This window comes from Streptomyces bathyalis, from assembly GCF_015910445.1.
Lineage (GTDB): Bacteria > Actinomycetota > Actinomycetes > Streptomycetales > Streptomycetaceae > Streptomyces > Streptomyces bathyalis.
The window spans coordinates 214,255-231,062 of the sequence record NZ_CP048882.1 but is presented as its reverse complement, the minus strand read 5'-3'; the positions used below and the strand labels follow the sequence as shown (position 1 = coordinate 231,062).

Annotated in this window: 14 protein-coding genes; 7 read left to right on the top strand and 7 right to left on the bottom strand. The window is 65.9% G+C overall.

Annotation, left to right across the window (positions count from 1 at the left end; translation table 11 throughout):
- Positions 1-79 precede the first annotated feature (79 nt).
- Complete coding sequence (locus tag G4Z16_RS01115; RefSeq protein ID WP_197348718.1) at positions 80-1,213, top strand: glycoside hydrolase family 88 protein; 1,134 nt, start codon at positions 80-82, stop codon at positions 1,211-1,213.
- Between the two features lie 273 nt (positions 1,214-1,486).
- Here G4Z16_RS01115 and G4Z16_RS01110 read toward each other — a convergent pair whose 3' ends face one another.
- The gene (locus G4Z16_RS01110) at positions 1,487-1,909 is read right to left on the bottom strand and encodes an SgcJ/EcaC family oxidoreductase (protein ID WP_197348717.1); all 423 of its coding nucleotides are present in this window, start codon (positions 1,907-1,909) and stop codon (positions 1,487-1,489) included.
- A 68-nt stretch (positions 1,910-1,977) separates the two neighbouring features.
- Between G4Z16_RS01110 and G4Z16_RS01105 the strand changes: the two genes are divergently transcribed.
- Positions 1,978-2,448: a transposase gene (locus G4Z16_RS01105; protein ID WP_425508143.1), complete on the top strand. Its 471-nt coding sequence runs from the start codon at positions 1,978-1,980 to the stop codon at positions 2,446-2,448.
- Between the two features lie 316 nt (positions 2,449-2,764).
- On the opposite strand, the gene G4Z16_RS01100 is transcribed toward G4Z16_RS01105, so the two are convergent.
- On the bottom strand, positions 2,765-3,973 hold the full coding sequence (locus G4Z16_RS01100) for a right-handed parallel beta-helix repeat-containing protein (RefSeq protein ID WP_197348716.1): 1,209 nt from the start codon (positions 3,971-3,973) through the stop codon (positions 2,765-2,767).
- A 431-nt stretch (positions 3,974-4,404) separates the two neighbouring features.
- Between G4Z16_RS01100 and G4Z16_RS01095 the strand changes: the two genes are divergently transcribed.
- Both G4Z16_RS01095 and G4Z16_RS01090 read left to right on the top strand, forming a co-directional pair.
- Positions 4,405-4,650 carry a hypothetical protein gene (locus G4Z16_RS01095; RefSeq protein ID WP_197348715.1) on the top strand — a complete coding sequence of 82 codons (246 nt, stop codon included), beginning with the start codon at positions 4,405-4,407 and terminating at the stop codon, positions 4,648-4,650.
- Between the two features lie 1,203 nt (positions 4,651-5,853).
- The gene (locus G4Z16_RS01090; protein WP_197348714.1) at positions 5,854-6,150 is read left to right on the top strand and encodes a hypothetical protein; all 297 of its coding nucleotides are present in this window, start codon (positions 5,854-5,856) and stop codon (positions 6,148-6,150) included.
- 625 nt (positions 6,151-6,775) lie between these two features.
- On the opposite strand, the gene G4Z16_RS01085 is transcribed toward G4Z16_RS01090, so the two are convergent.
- Complete coding sequence (locus tag G4Z16_RS01085) at positions 6,776-7,069, bottom strand: ROK family protein (protein WP_197348713.1); 294 nt, start codon at positions 7,067-7,069, stop codon at positions 6,776-6,778.
- A gap of 142 nt (positions 7,070-7,211) precedes the next feature.
- Positions 7,212-8,147, bottom strand: coding sequence for a LysR family transcriptional regulator (locus tag G4Z16_RS01080; protein ID WP_197348712.1), 936 nt, complete (start codon positions 8,145-8,147; stop codon positions 7,212-7,214).
- Between the two features lie 82 nt (positions 8,148-8,229).
- Here G4Z16_RS01080 and G4Z16_RS01075 point away from each other — a divergent pair, with 82 nt between their 5' ends.
- The 3 genes from G4Z16_RS01075 to G4Z16_RS01065 all read left to right on the top strand — a co-directional run bounded on the left by G4Z16_RS01075 (position 8,230) and on the right by G4Z16_RS01065 (position 11,263).
- Positions 8,230-9,339, top strand: coding sequence for an aminotransferase class V-fold PLP-dependent enzyme (locus G4Z16_RS01075; protein ID WP_197348711.1), 1,110 nt, complete (start codon positions 8,230-8,232; stop codon positions 9,337-9,339).
- A complete protein-coding gene (locus G4Z16_RS01070) occupies positions 9,336-9,935 on the top strand; it encodes a LysE family translocator (RefSeq protein WP_197348710.1) in 600 nt (199 codons plus the stop codon). The genes G4Z16_RS01075 and G4Z16_RS01070 overlap by 4 nt, the downstream gene beginning before the upstream one ends.
- Positions 9,936-10,372: 437 nt before the next feature.
- On the top strand, positions 10,373-11,263 hold the full coding sequence (locus G4Z16_RS01065) for a DUF5655 domain-containing protein (RefSeq protein ID WP_197348709.1): 891 nt from the start codon (positions 10,373-10,375) through the stop codon (positions 11,261-11,263).
- A gap of 192 nt (positions 11,264-11,455) precedes the next feature.
- On the opposite strand, the gene G4Z16_RS01060 is transcribed toward G4Z16_RS01065, so the two are convergent.
- The 3 genes from G4Z16_RS01060 to G4Z16_RS01050 form a co-directional block, all read right to left on the bottom strand.
- The gene (locus G4Z16_RS01060; protein WP_197348708.1) at positions 11,456-12,484 is read right to left on the bottom strand and encodes a hypothetical protein; all 1,029 of its coding nucleotides are present in this window, start codon (positions 12,482-12,484) and stop codon (positions 11,456-11,458) included.
- A gap of 353 nt (positions 12,485-12,837) precedes the next feature.
- A complete protein-coding gene (locus G4Z16_RS01055) occupies positions 12,838-13,863 on the bottom strand; it encodes a hypothetical protein (protein ID WP_197348707.1) in 1,026 nt (341 codons plus the stop codon).
- Positions 13,864-14,231: 368 nt separating this feature from the next.
- Positions 14,232-16,136 (bottom strand): hypothetical protein, encoded by a 1,905-nt coding sequence (locus G4Z16_RS01050; protein WP_197348706.1) that lies wholly within the window; start codon positions 16,134-16,136, stop codon positions 14,232-14,234.
- Positions 16,137-16,808: the final 672 nt, after the last annotated feature.

Sequence of the window (16,808 nt, the reverse complement as noted above, 5' to 3'; positions counted from 1 at the left end):
TAGACCTCACACCAGCCGCCACACACCGTGAACCGGCGGGACCCACCAGTTGAACGGCACCACCAGAAGGAGCCCCACCTTGACCAGCCAACCCGCCCTTGACTTCGACAGCGCGATCACAGCCGTACTGGCCCGTGGACAGCACACGGCCGCGCTCCCCGAGCCCGGCTTCCCGCACTACGCCGACATGGCCACCGGGGAGTGGACACGGTCACCGAACGGCGACTGGACCGGAGGATTCTTCGTCGGACAGCTTTGGCTGGCCGCCGCCACCGGAAACGGTCCGGTCGAGACGGCACGCACGTGGACGGAGCGCGTCCGCCCACGTGCCGCCTCCGACACCATCTTCCGCGGCTTTCTCTTCTGGTACGGGGCTGCCATCGGGTACCGGCTCACCGGCGACGAATACGCCAAGAAGGCGGCGCTGGAAGGCGCGTACGCACTCGCCGAGAGCTTTCACCCCGCCGCCGGGCTGCTGCCCCTCGGCTCCACCGCGGAGGAGGCACACAGCGTCGGCGCGGACGAGACGAACATCGACGGCGTCCCCGGCGGCGCACCCCTGCTGTATTGGGCGGCCGACCTCACCGGCGACGAATCGCTGCGCCTCAAAGCCCGCTCCCACGTCGCCCGCCACCTCGAACTCCTCGTACGCGAGGACGACTCCGTCGTCCAGTCGGCGAGCTTCGACGCGAACACCGGCGCACTCATCAAGACCTACACACACAAGGGCATACGTGACGACAGCACCTGGGCGCGCGCACAGGCATGGGCCATGCTCGGGACCGCACAGGCGGCCCGCTACGAACCCGACGCCTTCACCGCGGACGCCGTACGGGTCTGCGACTGGTGGTGCGACCACCTCCCGGAAGGAAAGGTCGCTTACTGGGACTTCGACGCACCTCAGCACGAGCCGGAGCCCTTGCTGGACACCTCCGCGACCGCCATCGCCGCCGCAGCCCTGCTGAAGATGCGAACGGTCAACCCCGCCCGGGCAGATGAATATGAACGGACCGCCCGCGACATGGTCGCAGCCATGGTCGAGCATCACCTGAGCCCGCCCTCGGCGGACGGCCCTCCGGCAGGGATCCTCGGCGACGCCTGCTACAACCACAGGATCCAGCTGGCCACCAAGAACGAACTCGTCTGGGGCACCTACTTCCTGCTCGAGTCGCTCCTCACCCTGACAGGCCAACTGGCAACCCACGAACTCTAGGCAGCGCCTCTCGGATTTGCTGAGTCGTTGGACAGTTCAAGGTGGACTGCACCCTGAGCAACGCATGCCCGGGGGAGGGGCAGAAGGTGGCACTGACCTGCCAGGGAACGCGGGAGGAGATCAAGAGCGGTGACGTGCTGTCGCAGCGCATCCGTCAGAAGAGGCGCTCTCGACCTGCGAAGTGGCCATGCCCGCCTGAGAACGCTGATGGATTGGGGTTTCAATCGACGTGGAATTTGCGGCAAATAGCGCTTGGGTCGGCGCAGCCGCCACTCAGCGGACCGGTGTCGTCTGGGCCAGGGCGATGCGCCAGTCGTCGCTCTGGCGGGTCAAGACGTAGGTCATGGCACCGGCCGAGGGCAGCCTGGACGAATCCTCCGCCTCGAACCGTTCGTCGTGGACGGTCTTGGTGAGGCTGACGATGGCGACGTCTGGGGTGGTGAACCGGATGTCGTCGACCGCCAGCGAAGTCCGGACGTCCTTGAGCGGGGAAGAGAGCGCTTCTGCCATGGCCGAAGCAAAAGCCTCACGCCCGAAGAGGCGTCGCCCAGCCAAGTTGACGATCACCAAGTCTGCGGTGTGCAGGGCAGGCAGCACGTCCGGGTCGGTCTGCGCCACCTGGGACCGCGCGACCAACTCGCGAATCCTCTGCTCGTCGGCGTCGTCGGCGGGAAGAGTAGAGCTCGTGGTGTCCATGGGGAAAACCTAGAACCTCAACTTAAGTTGAGGTCAACTCCTCTTGCTGGCCTGACGGTTGTCAGGGGATCTCACAGGCAGCAACCCGGGTCTTCGCCGGGCATCAAGCAACTCAACAGCCAGATCGATGCCATCGTGCGAGCGACTGCACCGGAATTGATCCAGCTGCACGGCGTCGGCATCGAACTCGCCGGCCAGTACTCGTCACCGCGGGTGACAACCCCGAGCGGATCCGCACCGAAGCAGCCTTCGCCAAACTCTGCGGTGTCGCCCCCCAACCGGCCAGCAGCGGCCGCACCTCCGGCCGCCACCGACTCAGCCGCGGAGGGGACCGAGCAGCCAACAGCGCGCTCTACATCGTCACCATCGTCCGCATGCGCCACCACCAACCCACCCGCGACTACTTCGAACGCCGCACCGCCAAAGGACTGAGCAAACGCGAAATCATCCGCTGCCTCAAGCGCTACATCGCCCGCGAGATCTACGCCCACCTCCCGCACCCAGCCTCACCACCAGCAGCCCATCCCACCGCAGCTTGACAAACATAGGAGCATCGAGTGCTACAACCGCATTCTGGCCGAGGAGTTGCTCTACGCCCCCGCGTGGAGCTCAGAACAGGACCGCCGCTGTCGGATTCGACCGAGGACTGATTCCCGGCCGGAACTCTTCGTCCCGAAGCAATTGGGCGGGCTGGCCGATGTGTCGGTTCTTCCATGTTGTCCTGGGCGAACCGTTCCTGTGCGTCCGTGGGTGTCCGGTTCAGTACGCAGCTGTTGTGACGCAGTCAGACACTCAGCCCTCACCGGTGGTGGGTTGAACCTGAGCCCCCGGACAACTCATGCGGGACGCCCGGCTCTAGACGCAGATCCCGGGCGGGGCGGCATTAGGGCCGACGTTGCCGACCCAAGTGTTGGCTGTGCCATCCGTGCCGGTGCCGGTGGTGCTGTCACGGCAGTCGAGCATGGCGTTGCGACGGGCGACGTTAGACCGGAAGGTGTTGCTCCCATTGCCGCCTGCGTCGATGTGGATGCCGTCACCCGCGTTACGGTCGGTGACGTTGCCAGAGATGCGGGAGTTCGTGAGGGAGTTCGGTGCCACGCTGATGCCGTGGCCCACGGTGCTCGATTCGGAATTTCTGATGACGTTGCCGGTGATGGTGACGTTGGTGCTGGGTGAAAGGCCGAAGGCGTTGCCGCGGACTCCTAGGAAGCCCCTGTCGATGCGGTTGGAGGTGATCTTCATATTCGTGTTGTTGTCGCCGAAGAAGATCCCTGGGGCGTCAAAATTGTCCTGGATGACGTTACTCGTCACGTCGACGTTGGTGGATTTGAAGATGAAGGCAAATGCTCTGTCTTCCAAGGATGTGTTCCTGTTTACGTTGACCTTGTCAACGGCTCCGGGCGCCGGTGCGTCCAGGAGGACGCCAGAGTTCTCGTTTCCGGAGAAGGTGTTTGTCTCGATATTCGCATTCTTCAGTCCCACGTCCGTGTAGATTCCGTTACCACTCGCGGATCCGGTTTCGTTGTTGTTTCGGATGCAGTTCTGTTCCGCCTCGGAAAGGCTTGTGCCGCTGGAGCTGAAGTACGCCCCGAACACGTTGTTCTCGATCCGGTTCTGCCGGACCTGATAGCCGGAATGTGCGGCGCTGGTGGCGATGCCATAGCTGGCGGTATTGTTCCGGACGGCGAACCGGGAGAATCTGATGCCGTCTTCGAGCAGGCGGACACTGCCTGAACCGCCCGTCGACTGAATGATCGCCTGTCTCGTCGGATCCGGAGCCCCGGCAGTGCGGCACGCTGTCCCTGTGGGGGCGACGGCCGGTCCGACCAGCCGCAAATTCGCCTTATTCACGGTCACGACCTCGTTGTACGTTCCAGCGCAGACTCTGATCTCATCTCCCGGAGAAGCTGCGGTGATCGCTGCCTGGATCGTCGTGAAAGGGGCGCTCGGGCATTGCGCTCCGTTGTCGTCCACCACGAGTACGGCCTCAACCGCCTGACTGGGCACTGCCGGGAACGCCGTAGCCGCCACCACACAGGCCGCGACAAGAATTGCCTTCTTCATGGCCTTCTCCTTGGCTCTCGGTACCGACCGCATTCCGGCCGGGCAACGGTGAGGCTGGCCAGGCAGTACATTGCCCGGCAGCCGGAATAGTGGAACTACCGTCGAGCTACCGACCTCCATTGGTTGCGCAAGCCGAACGAACAGTGGGCAAGCTGACGGTCATGGTGAAGCTAGGTCGATCACCGAGAGTGTGCAAGCCGTGGCAGTCCGTGCGGGTACCTGGGAAAGTGATGTGCCGACTACGGGGGCCTGTGGCCGCCAACGATCGGCATGGCTGCTGTACTTCGCCGCTGTACTACAACGCTCCCGGAGGGCAGCTTCCTATGAAATGGACGGTCACGGCCCTGATGCTCCTGGCTGGTGCACTGCCTATCGCTGCGCTGGCGTCCCTCCGCAACAGCTTTTCCGAACGGCACTCTGCGCTGCCTGCCATGAGAGAGCGCGAGGAAGAGATCAAATCGGATCCAGCACTCCCAAGTGAAGAGAAGGAGCGCCTAATACGGGAGGAGCTTCCGTCTGAGAACACCGGATACGACGTTCTCTTCGCCAAAGAGCGGATTGGGCTAGCAGTACTTGATCTGACGATCCCTCGGTTCACCAGGCCCGTCGTACTGACAAGCCTTGGGATCGTGTCCGGAACAGCAGCCGGCTTGCTCTCCCTGTGGGCATCGCCCTGATTGCCAGCCACGCGTGAGTCCAGGCAGTGGCTTCGAGCTGGAGTCTCAATCGGGAAGTCAAGCCCCGGGCCAGGCGCAGGAAGGCGTCGTGGACCGCGCTTGCGAGGCTGCACTGAAGGGCCTCAAGACCACATAGGCCCCCGACTCGGTCGGGTGGCCGAGTCGGGGGCCTACGTCGTGAACCACCGTCAGCTCACGGACTCAAGGTGCAGCCCTCTTGCCGGACGGATCACTCAGACCCGATTCCGCGAGAACGGGCGACTCGATCATAGGGGTTTGGGGGCGACTGGGACTCTGACACGCGCGGCGGCCGCCGGAGGTGTGCTTAACGCTCACCCGCCGCCCTGGCATGGGGCACAGAGCACCGCTCCAAGCAACGTCGCCGGTGAGCAGTCCCGCTGTCCCATCTCAGATCGAAGAGATGCGCTGGCACGTCCATTCGAACCAGCCGACAGCCTTCGCCCAGCTCAACTCGCGAATGCCTACAGGGGCGAGGGTTTCCCGGACGCCGGCATCGCCTCTTGCCGGACCCGGTGAAAGCGAGTCACATGCCACGCCCCCGCGATGCGATCTCGACAGTACTGCCATGCAGGGACGCCGCACTTGGAGCACGGACTTCGGCACATGCGTTCCACGCCTTGCGGAGAGCGGCCTGAACGACAGCCGGATCGTGGCCGTCTAGTAACTTCGCCTTAAGGGTGAAGTACTCCATGAGCCGATGATGGCAGAGACCGCGTCTAGCTCGTCGGCATCCACCCGCCTGGATCCGGAAGGCGCACGGTGAACGCTCACCGGCCGGAGGTGCGCTTTCTCGGTGTCGAACATTCAGGGCCGGATAGCCCCCGATTCGACCCAGGCGCCGAATCGAGAGCCCACCGCGAGCCACCCACGCAATAGCGCAGTTGAGCATAGACCGCTGCTGCCACCTGCTGGGTTCATCGACACGCTAGATCGGTGGAGCGCGGATCATGACGCACCGGTCGACGCCGAACGGGCATGGGCGCCCTGACTACATCTTTGTCAGATCGGCCAGTGCGTGAGCCCCTGTGCCACGCGAAGTTCGCTGGAGACGTTCTGACGGCCAGTCAGGTAATGGCGGCGTGTTGGGCTGAAGTGACGCTTCTTTCATGAATAGCTACTGCTGTTCCTTTCGCGGTCCTACGGATCGTGTTCAGTGCACCTTGAAGTGGAGAAGTCATGCGCATGATTCGCGAAGCTGCCGTAGTCGCGACCGTTCTCGGTGGGGTCGGCATGGTCGGTGCCGGTGTTGCGTCCGCCGGCGCGTGGGAGCCGCCGCAGCTCCCGAACATCACCTGCACCCAGTCGAACGGTGACACCGAAGGCGACACCAGCCTGGGGGCCCTCCCCGCGCTGACCGGCGGCGGCGGTAACGCCGACTCCCGCAACCTGCAGAATAACTGCGGCGTCGGCATCATCGGCAACGACCAGACCTCCGGCCCCGCAGAAGGCGGAGAAGCGGCTGCCGCCGCCGCTCTGTGATCTGCTAGTGGCGGCAACAACTGAAACGCCGTAGCAACTTATGGGCAACCGCGGGCCTTTGAGAGGGCCGACAGCCGAGTCGGCCCCACTCGCGCCAGGTCGGTGTAGCGGCCTTGGGCGGGATTCTCAATGAGTGACTCAGGCCATGGACCGTCTGTAGATCTGCCGGCTCAGCCTTCCTGGGTTCGAATCCTAGCGCCGCCACGCGAAGCAGAAACAGCCCCTGACCAGCAAGAATGGCCAGGTGACGTTTCGTATGTTTGGGCCGAGGAACTGACAACGGGGCGACTGACATTGGCGTTGTGGCTGCTTCCTGCGGGAAGCAGCCACAACGAATTCCGGACGGCACTTGCCCGTTCTTTCCCGGCGGGTCGTTCCGGTCGTAGCCGAGATGATCGATGACCTCGCCCTCTAGAGCCGACTCCAGCGCCGCTTGGTCAACGCCTCCAACAACCGCCCTCGCCAGCCAGTTGCAGTCCTTCCGCCCGGGCCCGGCGTCCATTTCCTCGATCAGCTGCTGGTCTGCGGCCTGCCGCGGCTCAGGCGCCTCGGCAGCACCGAGCCCCGGTCTCGCCCTCACTCGTCATCGGTGCATCTTCCTTGATCAGGGGTTACACCGTTCTTCTTAGAGACCCCCCGGGTGGGCGGTCGGCCCTCTGAAGAGGTCGGTGAGGAACTGGCACGCAGCACCGTGCGCCCAGGTGTCGTCATGGGTGTGGACGATGCGGAGATCGATCGCCTGGTCGACGGGCCGGACCAGGACGCGTTGGAGCGCTTCACGGAACGGGTCGAGTAGCGGTGGGCCGAGCCGGGTCCCCTCGCCACCCAGGATGACCCGTTGTGGGTTGATGATTTCGGCCACGTTGGCGACGGCGCCGCCTAGGGCGTGCCCGGCGGTGGTGAAGATCCGCTGGACCACGCGACCAGGGGCCGCACGATCTCCACGGCGGCTACGTCACCCGCCAGCATCGCCACCAACTGCCCCTGTCTGGCGGGATTCGCATCCGTGGCCGACCGGCTCTCGAATGCGTCTTGAAGATCCAGTCACTGCTGGAGAAGTGTCAGAGCCGGTGCTCGGTGACTGTGCGGATCGCGCTCGAGACCGCGGTGGTGGCACGGCTCTGGGGAACGTCGGCTGAACCGATGAGTGCGATTCGTCGCGGGCTGTGCGCGCGGATCCCGATCGCCGTGACCGCGGGGTCACGGGCGGCTTCGAGCGCGAGAGCGGGCAGCAGGGCGACGCCGAGTCCGGTGGAGACGAGGGTCTGGGTCACGACGTAGTCGTCGGTGCTGTGACGGACGTCCGGCAGGAAGCCGCATCCGGCGGCCGCGGTCCTCAGGTGCGCGAGGCAGCTCGGGCAGCCGGCGATCCAGCGCTGGTCGCGGGCGTCGGCGAGGTCTGCTTCTGGGTGCTCCGCGAGGGGGTGCCCGATGGGCACCACGAGTCGTATCGGATCGTCGAAGAGCGGAATCGCCCTCTCATCCGATGCGTTGACGGGCACGTTGTCGTAGTCGAAGGTGACCGCGAGGTCGATGTCCCCGGCTGCCAGCAGCCGCCGGGCTTCGGACGGAGCGGCCTCGGTGAGGCGGACGTCCAGGCCGGGTGTGCGTTCGTGCAGCAGGGCGAGGGCGGCCGGAACGACGGTGGCACAGGCGGAGGGGAAGGCCGCGAGACGTACGCGCCCGGCGCGCAGATCGTTCAATGCGTCCAGGTCCGCCCGGGCAGCGCGCAGCCGGACCACCAGCGCCTCGGCGTGCGTCGCGAGGGACTGCCCTGCCTCGGTGAGCGTGACGCCCCGGGAGTTGCGGACGACAAGCGGGCAGCCAGCTTCGCGTTCGAGTCGTCTGACGTGCTGGGCGACGGCCGGTTGTGTCCAGCCCAGCAAGTGCGCGGCGGCGGCCAGGGAGCCGGTGCGTGCCACTTCGGCGAATACCAGCATCCGGCGCGGGTCGAGGAGCTCGCCCATGCTGTTCTGCGGTATCCGGTCGTCGTCCATGGCTGACACCCAAGCACAGCTTGGGTCTGCTCGTCACGAGGTCGCACTTCCGCACAGGCGGCCGGGGGCACACGCTGAAGCCATGCAGAAGCACGCAACCGCCCGGGACGCGGAAGGCCCAGCAGGGTGGTCCCGGCTGGCCGTCGCACAGGCGGAATTCGATCCGGATGTCACCTACCTCAATACCGCTTCTCTGGGACTGCCCCCGCGGCGCTCCCTGGACGCTCTGCGGCGGGCGCTGACGGAGTGGCGCAAGGGGGCTGCGACCCCGCCGGCATACGATGCGCCGCTCGAATCGTCCCGAACGGCATACGCCGGTCTGGTTGGAGTGGACACGGACCGTGTGGCGGTGGGCAGCCAGGTCAGCGCATTCGCCGGGCTGGTCGCGGCGTCCCTGCCCGAAGGGAGCGAAGTCCTCACCGCGGCAGGGGAGTTCACCAGCCTCGTCTTCCCGTTCCATGCTCAGGCCCGCCGCGGTATCCAGCTACGGGAGGTCCCCCTGGAGCGGCTGGCCGAAGCAGTGACACCCCGCACCGCGCTGGTTGCCGTCTCAGCCGTGCAGTCCGCGGACGGGCGCCTGGCCGGCCTCGACGCACTGACCGCTGTGTGCGAGGGGACGGGCACCCGGATTCTGCTGGACACGACGCAGGCGACCGGCTGGCTTCCCGTGGATGCGGACCGGTTCGCCTACACCACGTGCAGTGGATACAAGTGGCTGCTGGCTCCGCGGGGCACCTGCTTCTTCACGGTGCGGTCCGAGTTCACCGACGAGCTCGTCCCGCATGCCGCCGGCTGGTACGCCGGCGAGGAGCGCTGGGACAGCCTCTACGGCGGTCCACTGCGATTGGCGGAAGACGCACGCCGCTTCGACCTGTCTCCGGCCTGGCACTCCTGGGTCGCACAAGCGCCGGCACTGCACCTGCTCGCTGGGGTCGGTACTGCTGTACTGCACGAGCACGCACTCAGCTTGGCGAACCGTTTCCGGGCAGCCGTGGGGCTGCCTCCCGGCGACTCCGCGATCGTCAGCGCGGCCGTCGAGCCGGACACACTCGGTGAGTTGGAGCGGGCAGCCGTCGTGGGCAGCGTCCGCGCCGGCCGACTGCGCCTGGCCTTCCACCTCAACAACACAGCCACAGACGCGGACCGGGCCGCGGAGGTAGTAGCCGGCCACCTGCTGGAGGCGGCGACGTGAACGCTGATGCGATTGCCCCGCCGCTGCTGTTCGCCCTGGTGGCGACCGTGACACCCGGAGGCGCCACGGCGCTGGCGACGGCATCCGGAGCGCGGTTCGGCTACCGCCGCTCCGTGCCACTCATCGCCGGAGTGGCCATAGGGCTGTCGACACTGGCGGCCCTGGCAGCAGCGGGACTCGGCGGCGTACTCCTCGCCGTACCCTCGCTGCGGCTGATCCTGACAATCGCCGGAACGGCGTATCTGGTGTACCTGGCCTGGAGGACAGTCCGGAGCGGGACGCCGTCCTCCGCGGACGACGCACCGGCGGCGTACGGCGTCCTCGACGGCATCGGACTGCTGTGGCTCAATCCCAAGGGCTGGACCATGACCCTCGGCGCGGCGGCATCCTTCGCTGCGGCAGCAAACGGACCGTTGCGGCTTTCGGTGCTGCTCGGTGTCGTCTTCGGTCTCGCAGCGGCTCTCTCGCTGACGCTGTGGTGCACAGCCGGCCTGCTGCTGGCCCGCCTACTGCGGACGGACCGGCACTGGCGGGTGCTCAACACCATCCTTGCGCTGCTGCTGCTCGTCTCGGTCATCCCGATGTGGTCCGGGTAAAGGACCACTCCGGGCGCTATCGGGGGGACGAGGACTGATCGGAGTGGGGCGCGCATGGGGCGCGATCGGTGAGAGGCAACGAGAGAGGGCGGGAGTCAGCTGGACTGACTCCCGCCCTCTTTCGTGTGTGTACATGCAGGTCAGCGGTGCGTTCACGCTGGTTGCTGTGAAGTAACCCGGCAGGATTCGAACCTGCGCACACGGCTCCGGAGGCAGTTGGAGTCCCAGCGGTTGTTGCAGGTCAGCGTCTTCTCTGACGGTCTGTCGAGCCAATGGCGTCACAAATGCGTCACGTGCTCCGGCAGCGGACCTGACGCTCCGTGGACTGAAGGGGCCTCGGGTCAGGCCCTCTTCGCAAAGGAGTTTGCCCGGCAAGCGGCGCCCCGGAAACAATGTCTGTCTGCGTGACGCTGGTCGCGGAGGCGGGATTGTGAGGGGTGACGGGGCTGAAGCTGTTCACGGTGAACGATGGCGTGGCGGAAGTCTCCTCCCGCCTTGCGGTGCGGGAGCGGGAGTTGCACCAGCTGGTGGGGGCCAACCTGGAGACCATGCTGGGGGTGCGGTTCCTGGCGAGTGAGTACAGCACCGGGCCTGTTCACGGCGGCCGGATCGACACCCTGGGGCTCGATGAGAGCGGGGCTCCGGTCGTCGTGGAGTACAAGCGTGGTGTCGATGCCGGCGTGATCAACCAGGGCCTGTACTACCTGTCCTGGCTGGTCGATCACAAGGCCGAGTTCGAAGCCCTGGTCGCCGGCCGTCTCGGATTGGCCGAGGCGGGCCAGGTGCTGTGGAGCGCGCCCAGGCTGATCTGCGTCGCGGCGGGCTTCAGCCGATACGACGTGCACGCCGTGCGTGAGCACAGGCACTCCATCGACCTGGTCAGCTACCGCTTCCTGGGCAGCGATCACTTCGCCCTCGAGACAGTGGCGTCCGTCGGCAGGCAGGCGGCCCCGCCTCGTGCCGCTGCCGCGCCCGGTGCCAGCGGCGAAGGGCAGGGCCGCCCTGCCGTTAGTTCCCTGGCGGAGCTGCGGGAGGCCGTAGGAGAGGTCCTGGCCGGCCTGGGCGACGACGTGAAGCGGATCGAGAACCAGACGTACCGGGCCTACCGCAGAACGCAGCACTTCGCATGCGTCTGCCCTCCGCAGGAGACCAAGCTGCTGGTCTACCTCAAAGCCAACCCGAAGAAGGTCGACCTCATCCCGGACTTCACCCGGGATGTGACCGGGCGCGGCCACCACGGCACGGGCAATCTCGAGGTAGCGCTGCGAACGGAGCGAGACCTGGAACGCGCCGGCGACCTGTTCCGCCTGAGCTACGACGTGTCATAGCCCGGCGCAGCGCTCGCCCTCGATCGAGTGAAGTCGCCCGTTTGTGTGTGGAGTTGTGGGCTGGGGTGATGGCGGCCTTTCGACGCAGGAGCAGAGGGTGGCGGTGGACTTCCATGATGCGGCGGATCCCCGGTTTGGCTAACGGGGGATCCGCTGCTATGTATGGTCGGCCCCCGAGAATTTCGTCCGTACTCAGGCAGTGGACGGGGCACCCGAGGGACCGCCCAGCAGCTGGGCAGGTACTCGGCGATACAGCTTCCGTCGAGCTTCGTAGTCCGCGCTGTCCGCCTTGTAGCGGGACAGCCTGTTGCCGAGGCGGCGAGTGAAGCGCACCTGCAGTTCGCCAGGCAAACCGTCCGCGCTGCGGGCGTAGAAGTGGCACCCGTAGCCGTATTCACGGGGCATACGGCACCCGCAGTGCCAATCCGTTTCGATGATCCGCAACCCGCACTCCGGGTCGGTGAGCAGAGTCGCGAACCCGTCATGGTGCAGAGGGAACTGCACCAGGGGTTCATGGATGTACTCGACGATCCATTCCCGGCCGGCCCCTTGCGCGGGGTTGGTCCACGCTGTTGTGCTCAAGGGCACTCCGATTGTCCGAAGCAGCGCTGCGCGACGCAGCAGGCCGCTAGCCAGCCACGAAGATTCGTCGTCCCTCGTGTTCCACCACAATTTCTCGCTGCTGTGCAATGTGCGGGGGCTCTGGTGCTGGGACAGAGTAAGACCGGCGGATTCGTCGTCGCGGGTTTGGAGGTCCAATGCTGTGAACCACTCTGCGACGTCGAAGCCCGCTAGAGTGACGGATCCTGCTGCGTCGATCTGGCGAATCACCACATGTCCGTTCTCAATGGTGAAGCGTGCGCCCGGAATGCCTGTCGGCTCACCCGTCCTGGTGTCGAATCGGGGGAGGGCACGAACAAGGTGCCGTGTCATGGACTCTCCGGGGACTTCCCGGTTGATGTCCTCGTTCTCGAACGTGATCACCAGGCTGTCAGGGCGAGGGTCGACCTTGCGGATTCCCCAGGGATGCCTTGTGGAAATACTTGGCCAGGCCAGGTGGTTCAGAATGCCGCTCTCCAGGGGAGCCAGGTCCGCGTTCGCTTCGGGAAGCAGAGGAGCTGTGGGCGCTAGTTTCCGCACTTGGTCGAGGGCGGTGGTCCACGCCATGCCGGTGGCCAGCTGGAGCTTCTGTGCGCGTCGCTCGATGCGAGTGGTCTTCACGAAAGTGTTTCCGCCGCAACTCCCCGTCCCGACCCAGGACGTGCGGCTTCTTTCGCGAGCCATGAACTGCAAGTGAGCTGCGACGCCAGCCGAGTTGGCTTATCTCGCGGCGCCCCGTCGGGTGGACGCCGCGCAGGTCGGGCCTCGCTGGCCACGTGACCCAGCATGCAGGATCAAGACCCGGCTGTCTCCATCGGGGGCCGCCAGGCCCGTGTTTCGCTCGGACGGCCCAAGAGACCGCTGGTTGAGGCACAGGGGTTTGCTGTGTGTTCCTCACCTTGGTCTCGCCAGAAGGCGCGATGTGTGGTCGGCCTCGTGATCAGGAAGGCCACCCACCTCGGGGTGGGGATGGGCTATGGCGCTGCGCGACCGCACAATGCCACGAGGGAACCTGGGGCCGCTCCATTGGTGAAGCCCTGGCTCGGGAGCCGCCGGATGATGGAGTCCCACAGTTCGGGCCCGAGGTTGGAGGGTGGCTGTTCGATGGAGGCTCGGAGGTCTAGCAGGTTCGTCTTGTCAGGGTCTTCCAGCACGAAGTGCTGGTCGCTTCCGTAGCGCTCGTCGGTGTCGCCTCGAAACCTCGCGACCTGGAGCGGCAGGCCGCAGATGGGGTCGAGGAGGGCGGAGACGATGTGGTGCGGCCCGGGGCCGTGGCCCCGGACATGTGAAGACCGAATCACCAGCCGTGCCCCAGCGACGGCGTCCCCGCGGTAGCCGTCGAGGAGGTAGGTGTTGGCCACCGTGTGAAGCAGAGCTGCTCGGCGCAGAAGACCGCTGCCCAGCCAGGATCCGCGCTGATGCAGCTGGACGTAGGAGTCGCTGTCGTCTTCATACCTGGCGTGATGCTCACACTCCGTCGGCGTCCAGGCTCGTGGAGATGAGCGCCAGCACAGCCGCATGGTGTCAGGGTCAACCCACCTATCGAGCGTGCCCGTCTCGGCGCTGCGCCAGAGTCTTGACGGCAGCCCGTGCAGGCGCAGCCGTGTGGGCTGGCCGAGCACCCGCAGTTCGATCGCTGTCTGATCTCGCCGGGTGATGCGGAGACCAGCCAGACCGTGCAGTTCTTGACCGGGAGCGTGTGCCGGGAGAAGGTTGAAGAGGACTTCGGTCGCGCGCTGCTCACTCTCCAGGTGGATGGCGATGCCTTCCGGTTCTGGGTGAACTGCCGTGATGCCAAGGGGGTATCGCGTGTAGAGGTGCCGGTTCTCCAGGAGGCAGAGAAATACGCGGGCCTCCAAGTGGCGCTGTGCCGGAGATGTGGCGGCGGGGATGGGTGCCGCGCCCTCGCGTAGCTGCCTGATTGCTTTCCGGGCCTGCTGGACGCTCTCACCGGTGTAGAGCCGGCGGAGCAGGGCGACATCTTGGGCGAGTGCATTCATGGCTCTCCTGCACGTCTCGGCCCAGGACGCACGTACTTGAGATCCATTGCGGGACGCGCGGGATTCGCTCAACTGACCGGTTCACCCGAGCGTGGAGAATTGCGGGCCGAGAGCTCTCCGGGGAGCGGTGGTCAAGCCGCGGCTGCATGTTAGACCGTGCGCCTCCGTTCAAGTCTGCCTTCACCTTGCGCGAGGTATGGATTCACTTGAATGGGTGTATCCCAGTTGTTGTTGGCGACGCCGGTGTCGGGGCGCATCAAGAGAGCAGGCACCGCAGCCATCGGTTTGGTGTGCCGGCTGGAGCTGCTCGGGCGCCGCTGATCCGGGGCAAGCCCGGTGTTCAGCGGCGTCCAGGGCCCAGGCATTGGTTACGCCCACTCGTCCGCAAGCGGGGGGATTGTGCATGGCTGAGCTTCTGTCAGGACACGACGGATGGCGCGGCACTCGGCAAGGTAGGAGTTCCGGTACTCGTCATCGACGTCGTCCAGGACGGTGCGCGATGAGGCCGCAAGCCCCGTGGTCTGTGCTCTGGGGAGGCGGGCGAGAACAGGCGTGCCGTACCGCTCGAGCTCTGCATCGGTTCGCTCGACGAAGTTCCGTGGAGCCTGGGTGTCGGCGCGCCGCGCGGGCTGCAGCACCAGTCCTGCTACAGGGATACGGTCGAAGGGAATGCCTGTGAGATGTGCGTGACGCCATGCCATCGCGGATTCGGCAGCGCTGACAGGGACCCTGCGAGGCGTGGCGACGCCGCCATGGGCCTCGGTGATCACGACGGTGTCCTCGTATCCCGCGTCGTCGACCAGAACGACGTAACTGTCGGCGAGTTCTTCAACGTATGGTCCTGTGCCGTAGCGATTGTTGCGATCGACGAAGATGATCCAGTCAAACTCCGCCCGAGCCGCAGCCAGTAGGTCGGGCCTCTCGTCGAGGTACTCGCGAGAGGTGTGGGCGAAGAGTTCTCCTGTTCCCGGGGCTAGGCGCAGTTTGTTCCATGCCTTCGGTGCGGGGTTGATTGGGCGTTTCGTGGACGGCCATTCGGGCTCTGGGTATCCGCGCAACGGCTTCCTGGTGCGGCGGTGGCCGAACGAGCAGGTGAGCACCAGGACTCTGCACCCTTGCAAGGCCCAGGCGGCACCGAGCTGTGTAGCGATGCGCTGCAGATCCGACTCGCTGATGCCGAACCGGGGAGCGAGCAACTGGGTGCAACGGCCCTGTGGTTCGCGCTTGCTGGGCGTCGCTTCTGCGGATCGCGGCAGTGGTTCAGGAACGACCATTGAAGTGTCCGAGCCGTTGTTCTTGCTGGCGCGGCTCGGGAATTGAGCTTCCCCGAGCGCGGTGAAATGGCGAGGCTTGCGCGGCATGGCGGTCGCCGGGGTCTGTGTCCTGCTGGTGTGGACGCTAAGGACGCTGGACCAGCCGCCAAGACGTTCTGATGGCGCTGTGAATTCTGCGACGCAGCTGTCCTCGCCGCACTGATGGCCGGGACTGGCGACGAGGCCAAGACCGACCACGGTTTCTTGCAGGACCGCGGTCAACCGCTCGTCGTGTACAGGGGTTTTCGGGTGAAGTTCCCGGGTGATCTGCCAGTCGAGACCGTGAGCCGCCACCTCTGGGGTGATGTGAAGCTGGGCATGGCCGCCGAGCCGATCCCACAGCCGGATACGGCGCAGGATCGCGCTGGCCAGGTGCGCCGCAGAGCGGTGGTGATCGATCTCGGTGGCGGGGCGCGGCTTTCGGCGTCGGCCTGGAGCCCGAAGCGGCTCTTCCGGCAGGGTGCTGGGGTCGATCGACCACAGGGGAGTGCATTGCCGTTCTTCAACGCTTGATTCGTGCTCGGCAAGGACTTGGCCGAGGTCGGTGCCGTCGATGGAGCTGACGGCGATGACGCCCTCTGTTGGCCGACGGGCGAAGGCGATCTCGATGCTGCCACCGACCGCGGTGGCCCACAGGTCGGCGATCCCGTGCCGCGACCTTCGACGATCGCGCCAAGGCAGGAGCTGGAGAACCGGGCGCACCAACTCGGGCTGCTCGAAGCGCACTTCCAGCCGGCGTGGCGCCGCAACGACTCGCTCGATCCCCAGGGGATAGCGGTTCGGCGCTGACGGTGTGCCGACTTGCTTCAGGAATAGAGACTCCAGCAGGGGCTGGGTACCTTCGGCGGTGGGGAGTAGGGCGGACCAGTCAGCGAGTTCTTTGACGCTGAGTCGCACCCTTCGCAGAGACTCCCCTGTCATCTGCTGTCGGCAGCTTGCAACGTGCTCGTCGATCGACATCACGCGCTCCTTTCGAGGTGCCCCGACCTGGCACACAGAAGGCGCGTGAAGACATGGATTAAAGGAGTCCTTCTCAGATTTCACTCGAAGTAGGTTGTCCGACGGTGCCCAGGGTCGGTTCAGGGGTACCCGGAGCTGGCCGCTTCGTGGGGGCCAGGCCCGCGTAGTGCATCGCACACCGGACGTCCCTGTCAATTCCACGGGCGGGTGATGCCTGGCGTGTCGAGACCTCATCAGCCACTCCAGGGCTCATCAGACCGCAACACTCACCGCGTGGCCGAGACGACATCGAACCCATCGGGCCCGCCCGCACCCCGTCCCGGGCCGGCGACAAGCGCCCATTGACCCGCACGCTGTGCCGCCGCCGCGCCGAGTCCGCTTCTCCCTGGCCCGCTGGGTTCTCGCTCCATGGACTACCTGGCGTGCCCGCCGTATCGTGGCCGAGAGCGGGGTGGGCATGGATGCTCGCACCGCTTGGACTATGGCGCGCATCGCCCGTCACCCCGACGAACTTATCTACGCCGTGGGCCACTTGGAAGGCAAGAGCACAAACGCCCCCAGCCGTACTGCCCTTTCGGGGAAGGCGTGAGTGTTGCAGGACTTCACGCCCGGCTTGCTATGACAGGGCCGCGGATCGCCTGATCCTGCGAAGCGGTCATCCGATGTCAGTGG

Coding starts and splice junctions, on each gene's coding strand:
- G4Z16_RS01110 (WP_197348717.1), bottom strand. CDS start 1,909: ATGGACACCACGAGCTCTACTCTTCCCGCCGACGACGCCGACGAGCAG.
- G4Z16_RS01100 (WP_197348716.1), bottom strand. CDS start 3,973: ATGAAGAAGGCAATTCTTGTCGCGGCCTGTGTGGTGGCGGCTACGGCG.
- G4Z16_RS01075 (WP_197348711.1), top strand. CDS start 8,230: ATGCAGAAGCACGCAACCGCCCGGGACGCGGAAGGCCCAGCAGGGTGG.
- G4Z16_RS01095 (WP_197348715.1), top strand. CDS start 4,405: ATGAGAGAGCGCGAGGAAGAGATCAAATCGGATCCAGCACTCCCAAGT.
- G4Z16_RS01055 (WP_197348707.1), bottom strand. CDS start 13,863: ATGAATGCACTCGCCCAAGATGTCGCCCTGCTCCGCCGGCTCTACACC.
- G4Z16_RS01050 (WP_197348706.1), bottom strand. CDS start 16,136: ATGTCGATCGACGAGCACGTTGCAAGCTGCCGACAGCAGATGACAGGG.
- G4Z16_RS01080 (WP_197348712.1), bottom strand. CDS start 8,147: ATGGACGACGACCGGATACCGCAGAACAGCATGGGCGAGCTCCTCGAC.
- G4Z16_RS01090 (WP_197348714.1), top strand. CDS start 5,854: ATGATTCGCGAAGCTGCCGTAGTCGCGACCGTTCTCGGTGGGGTCGGC.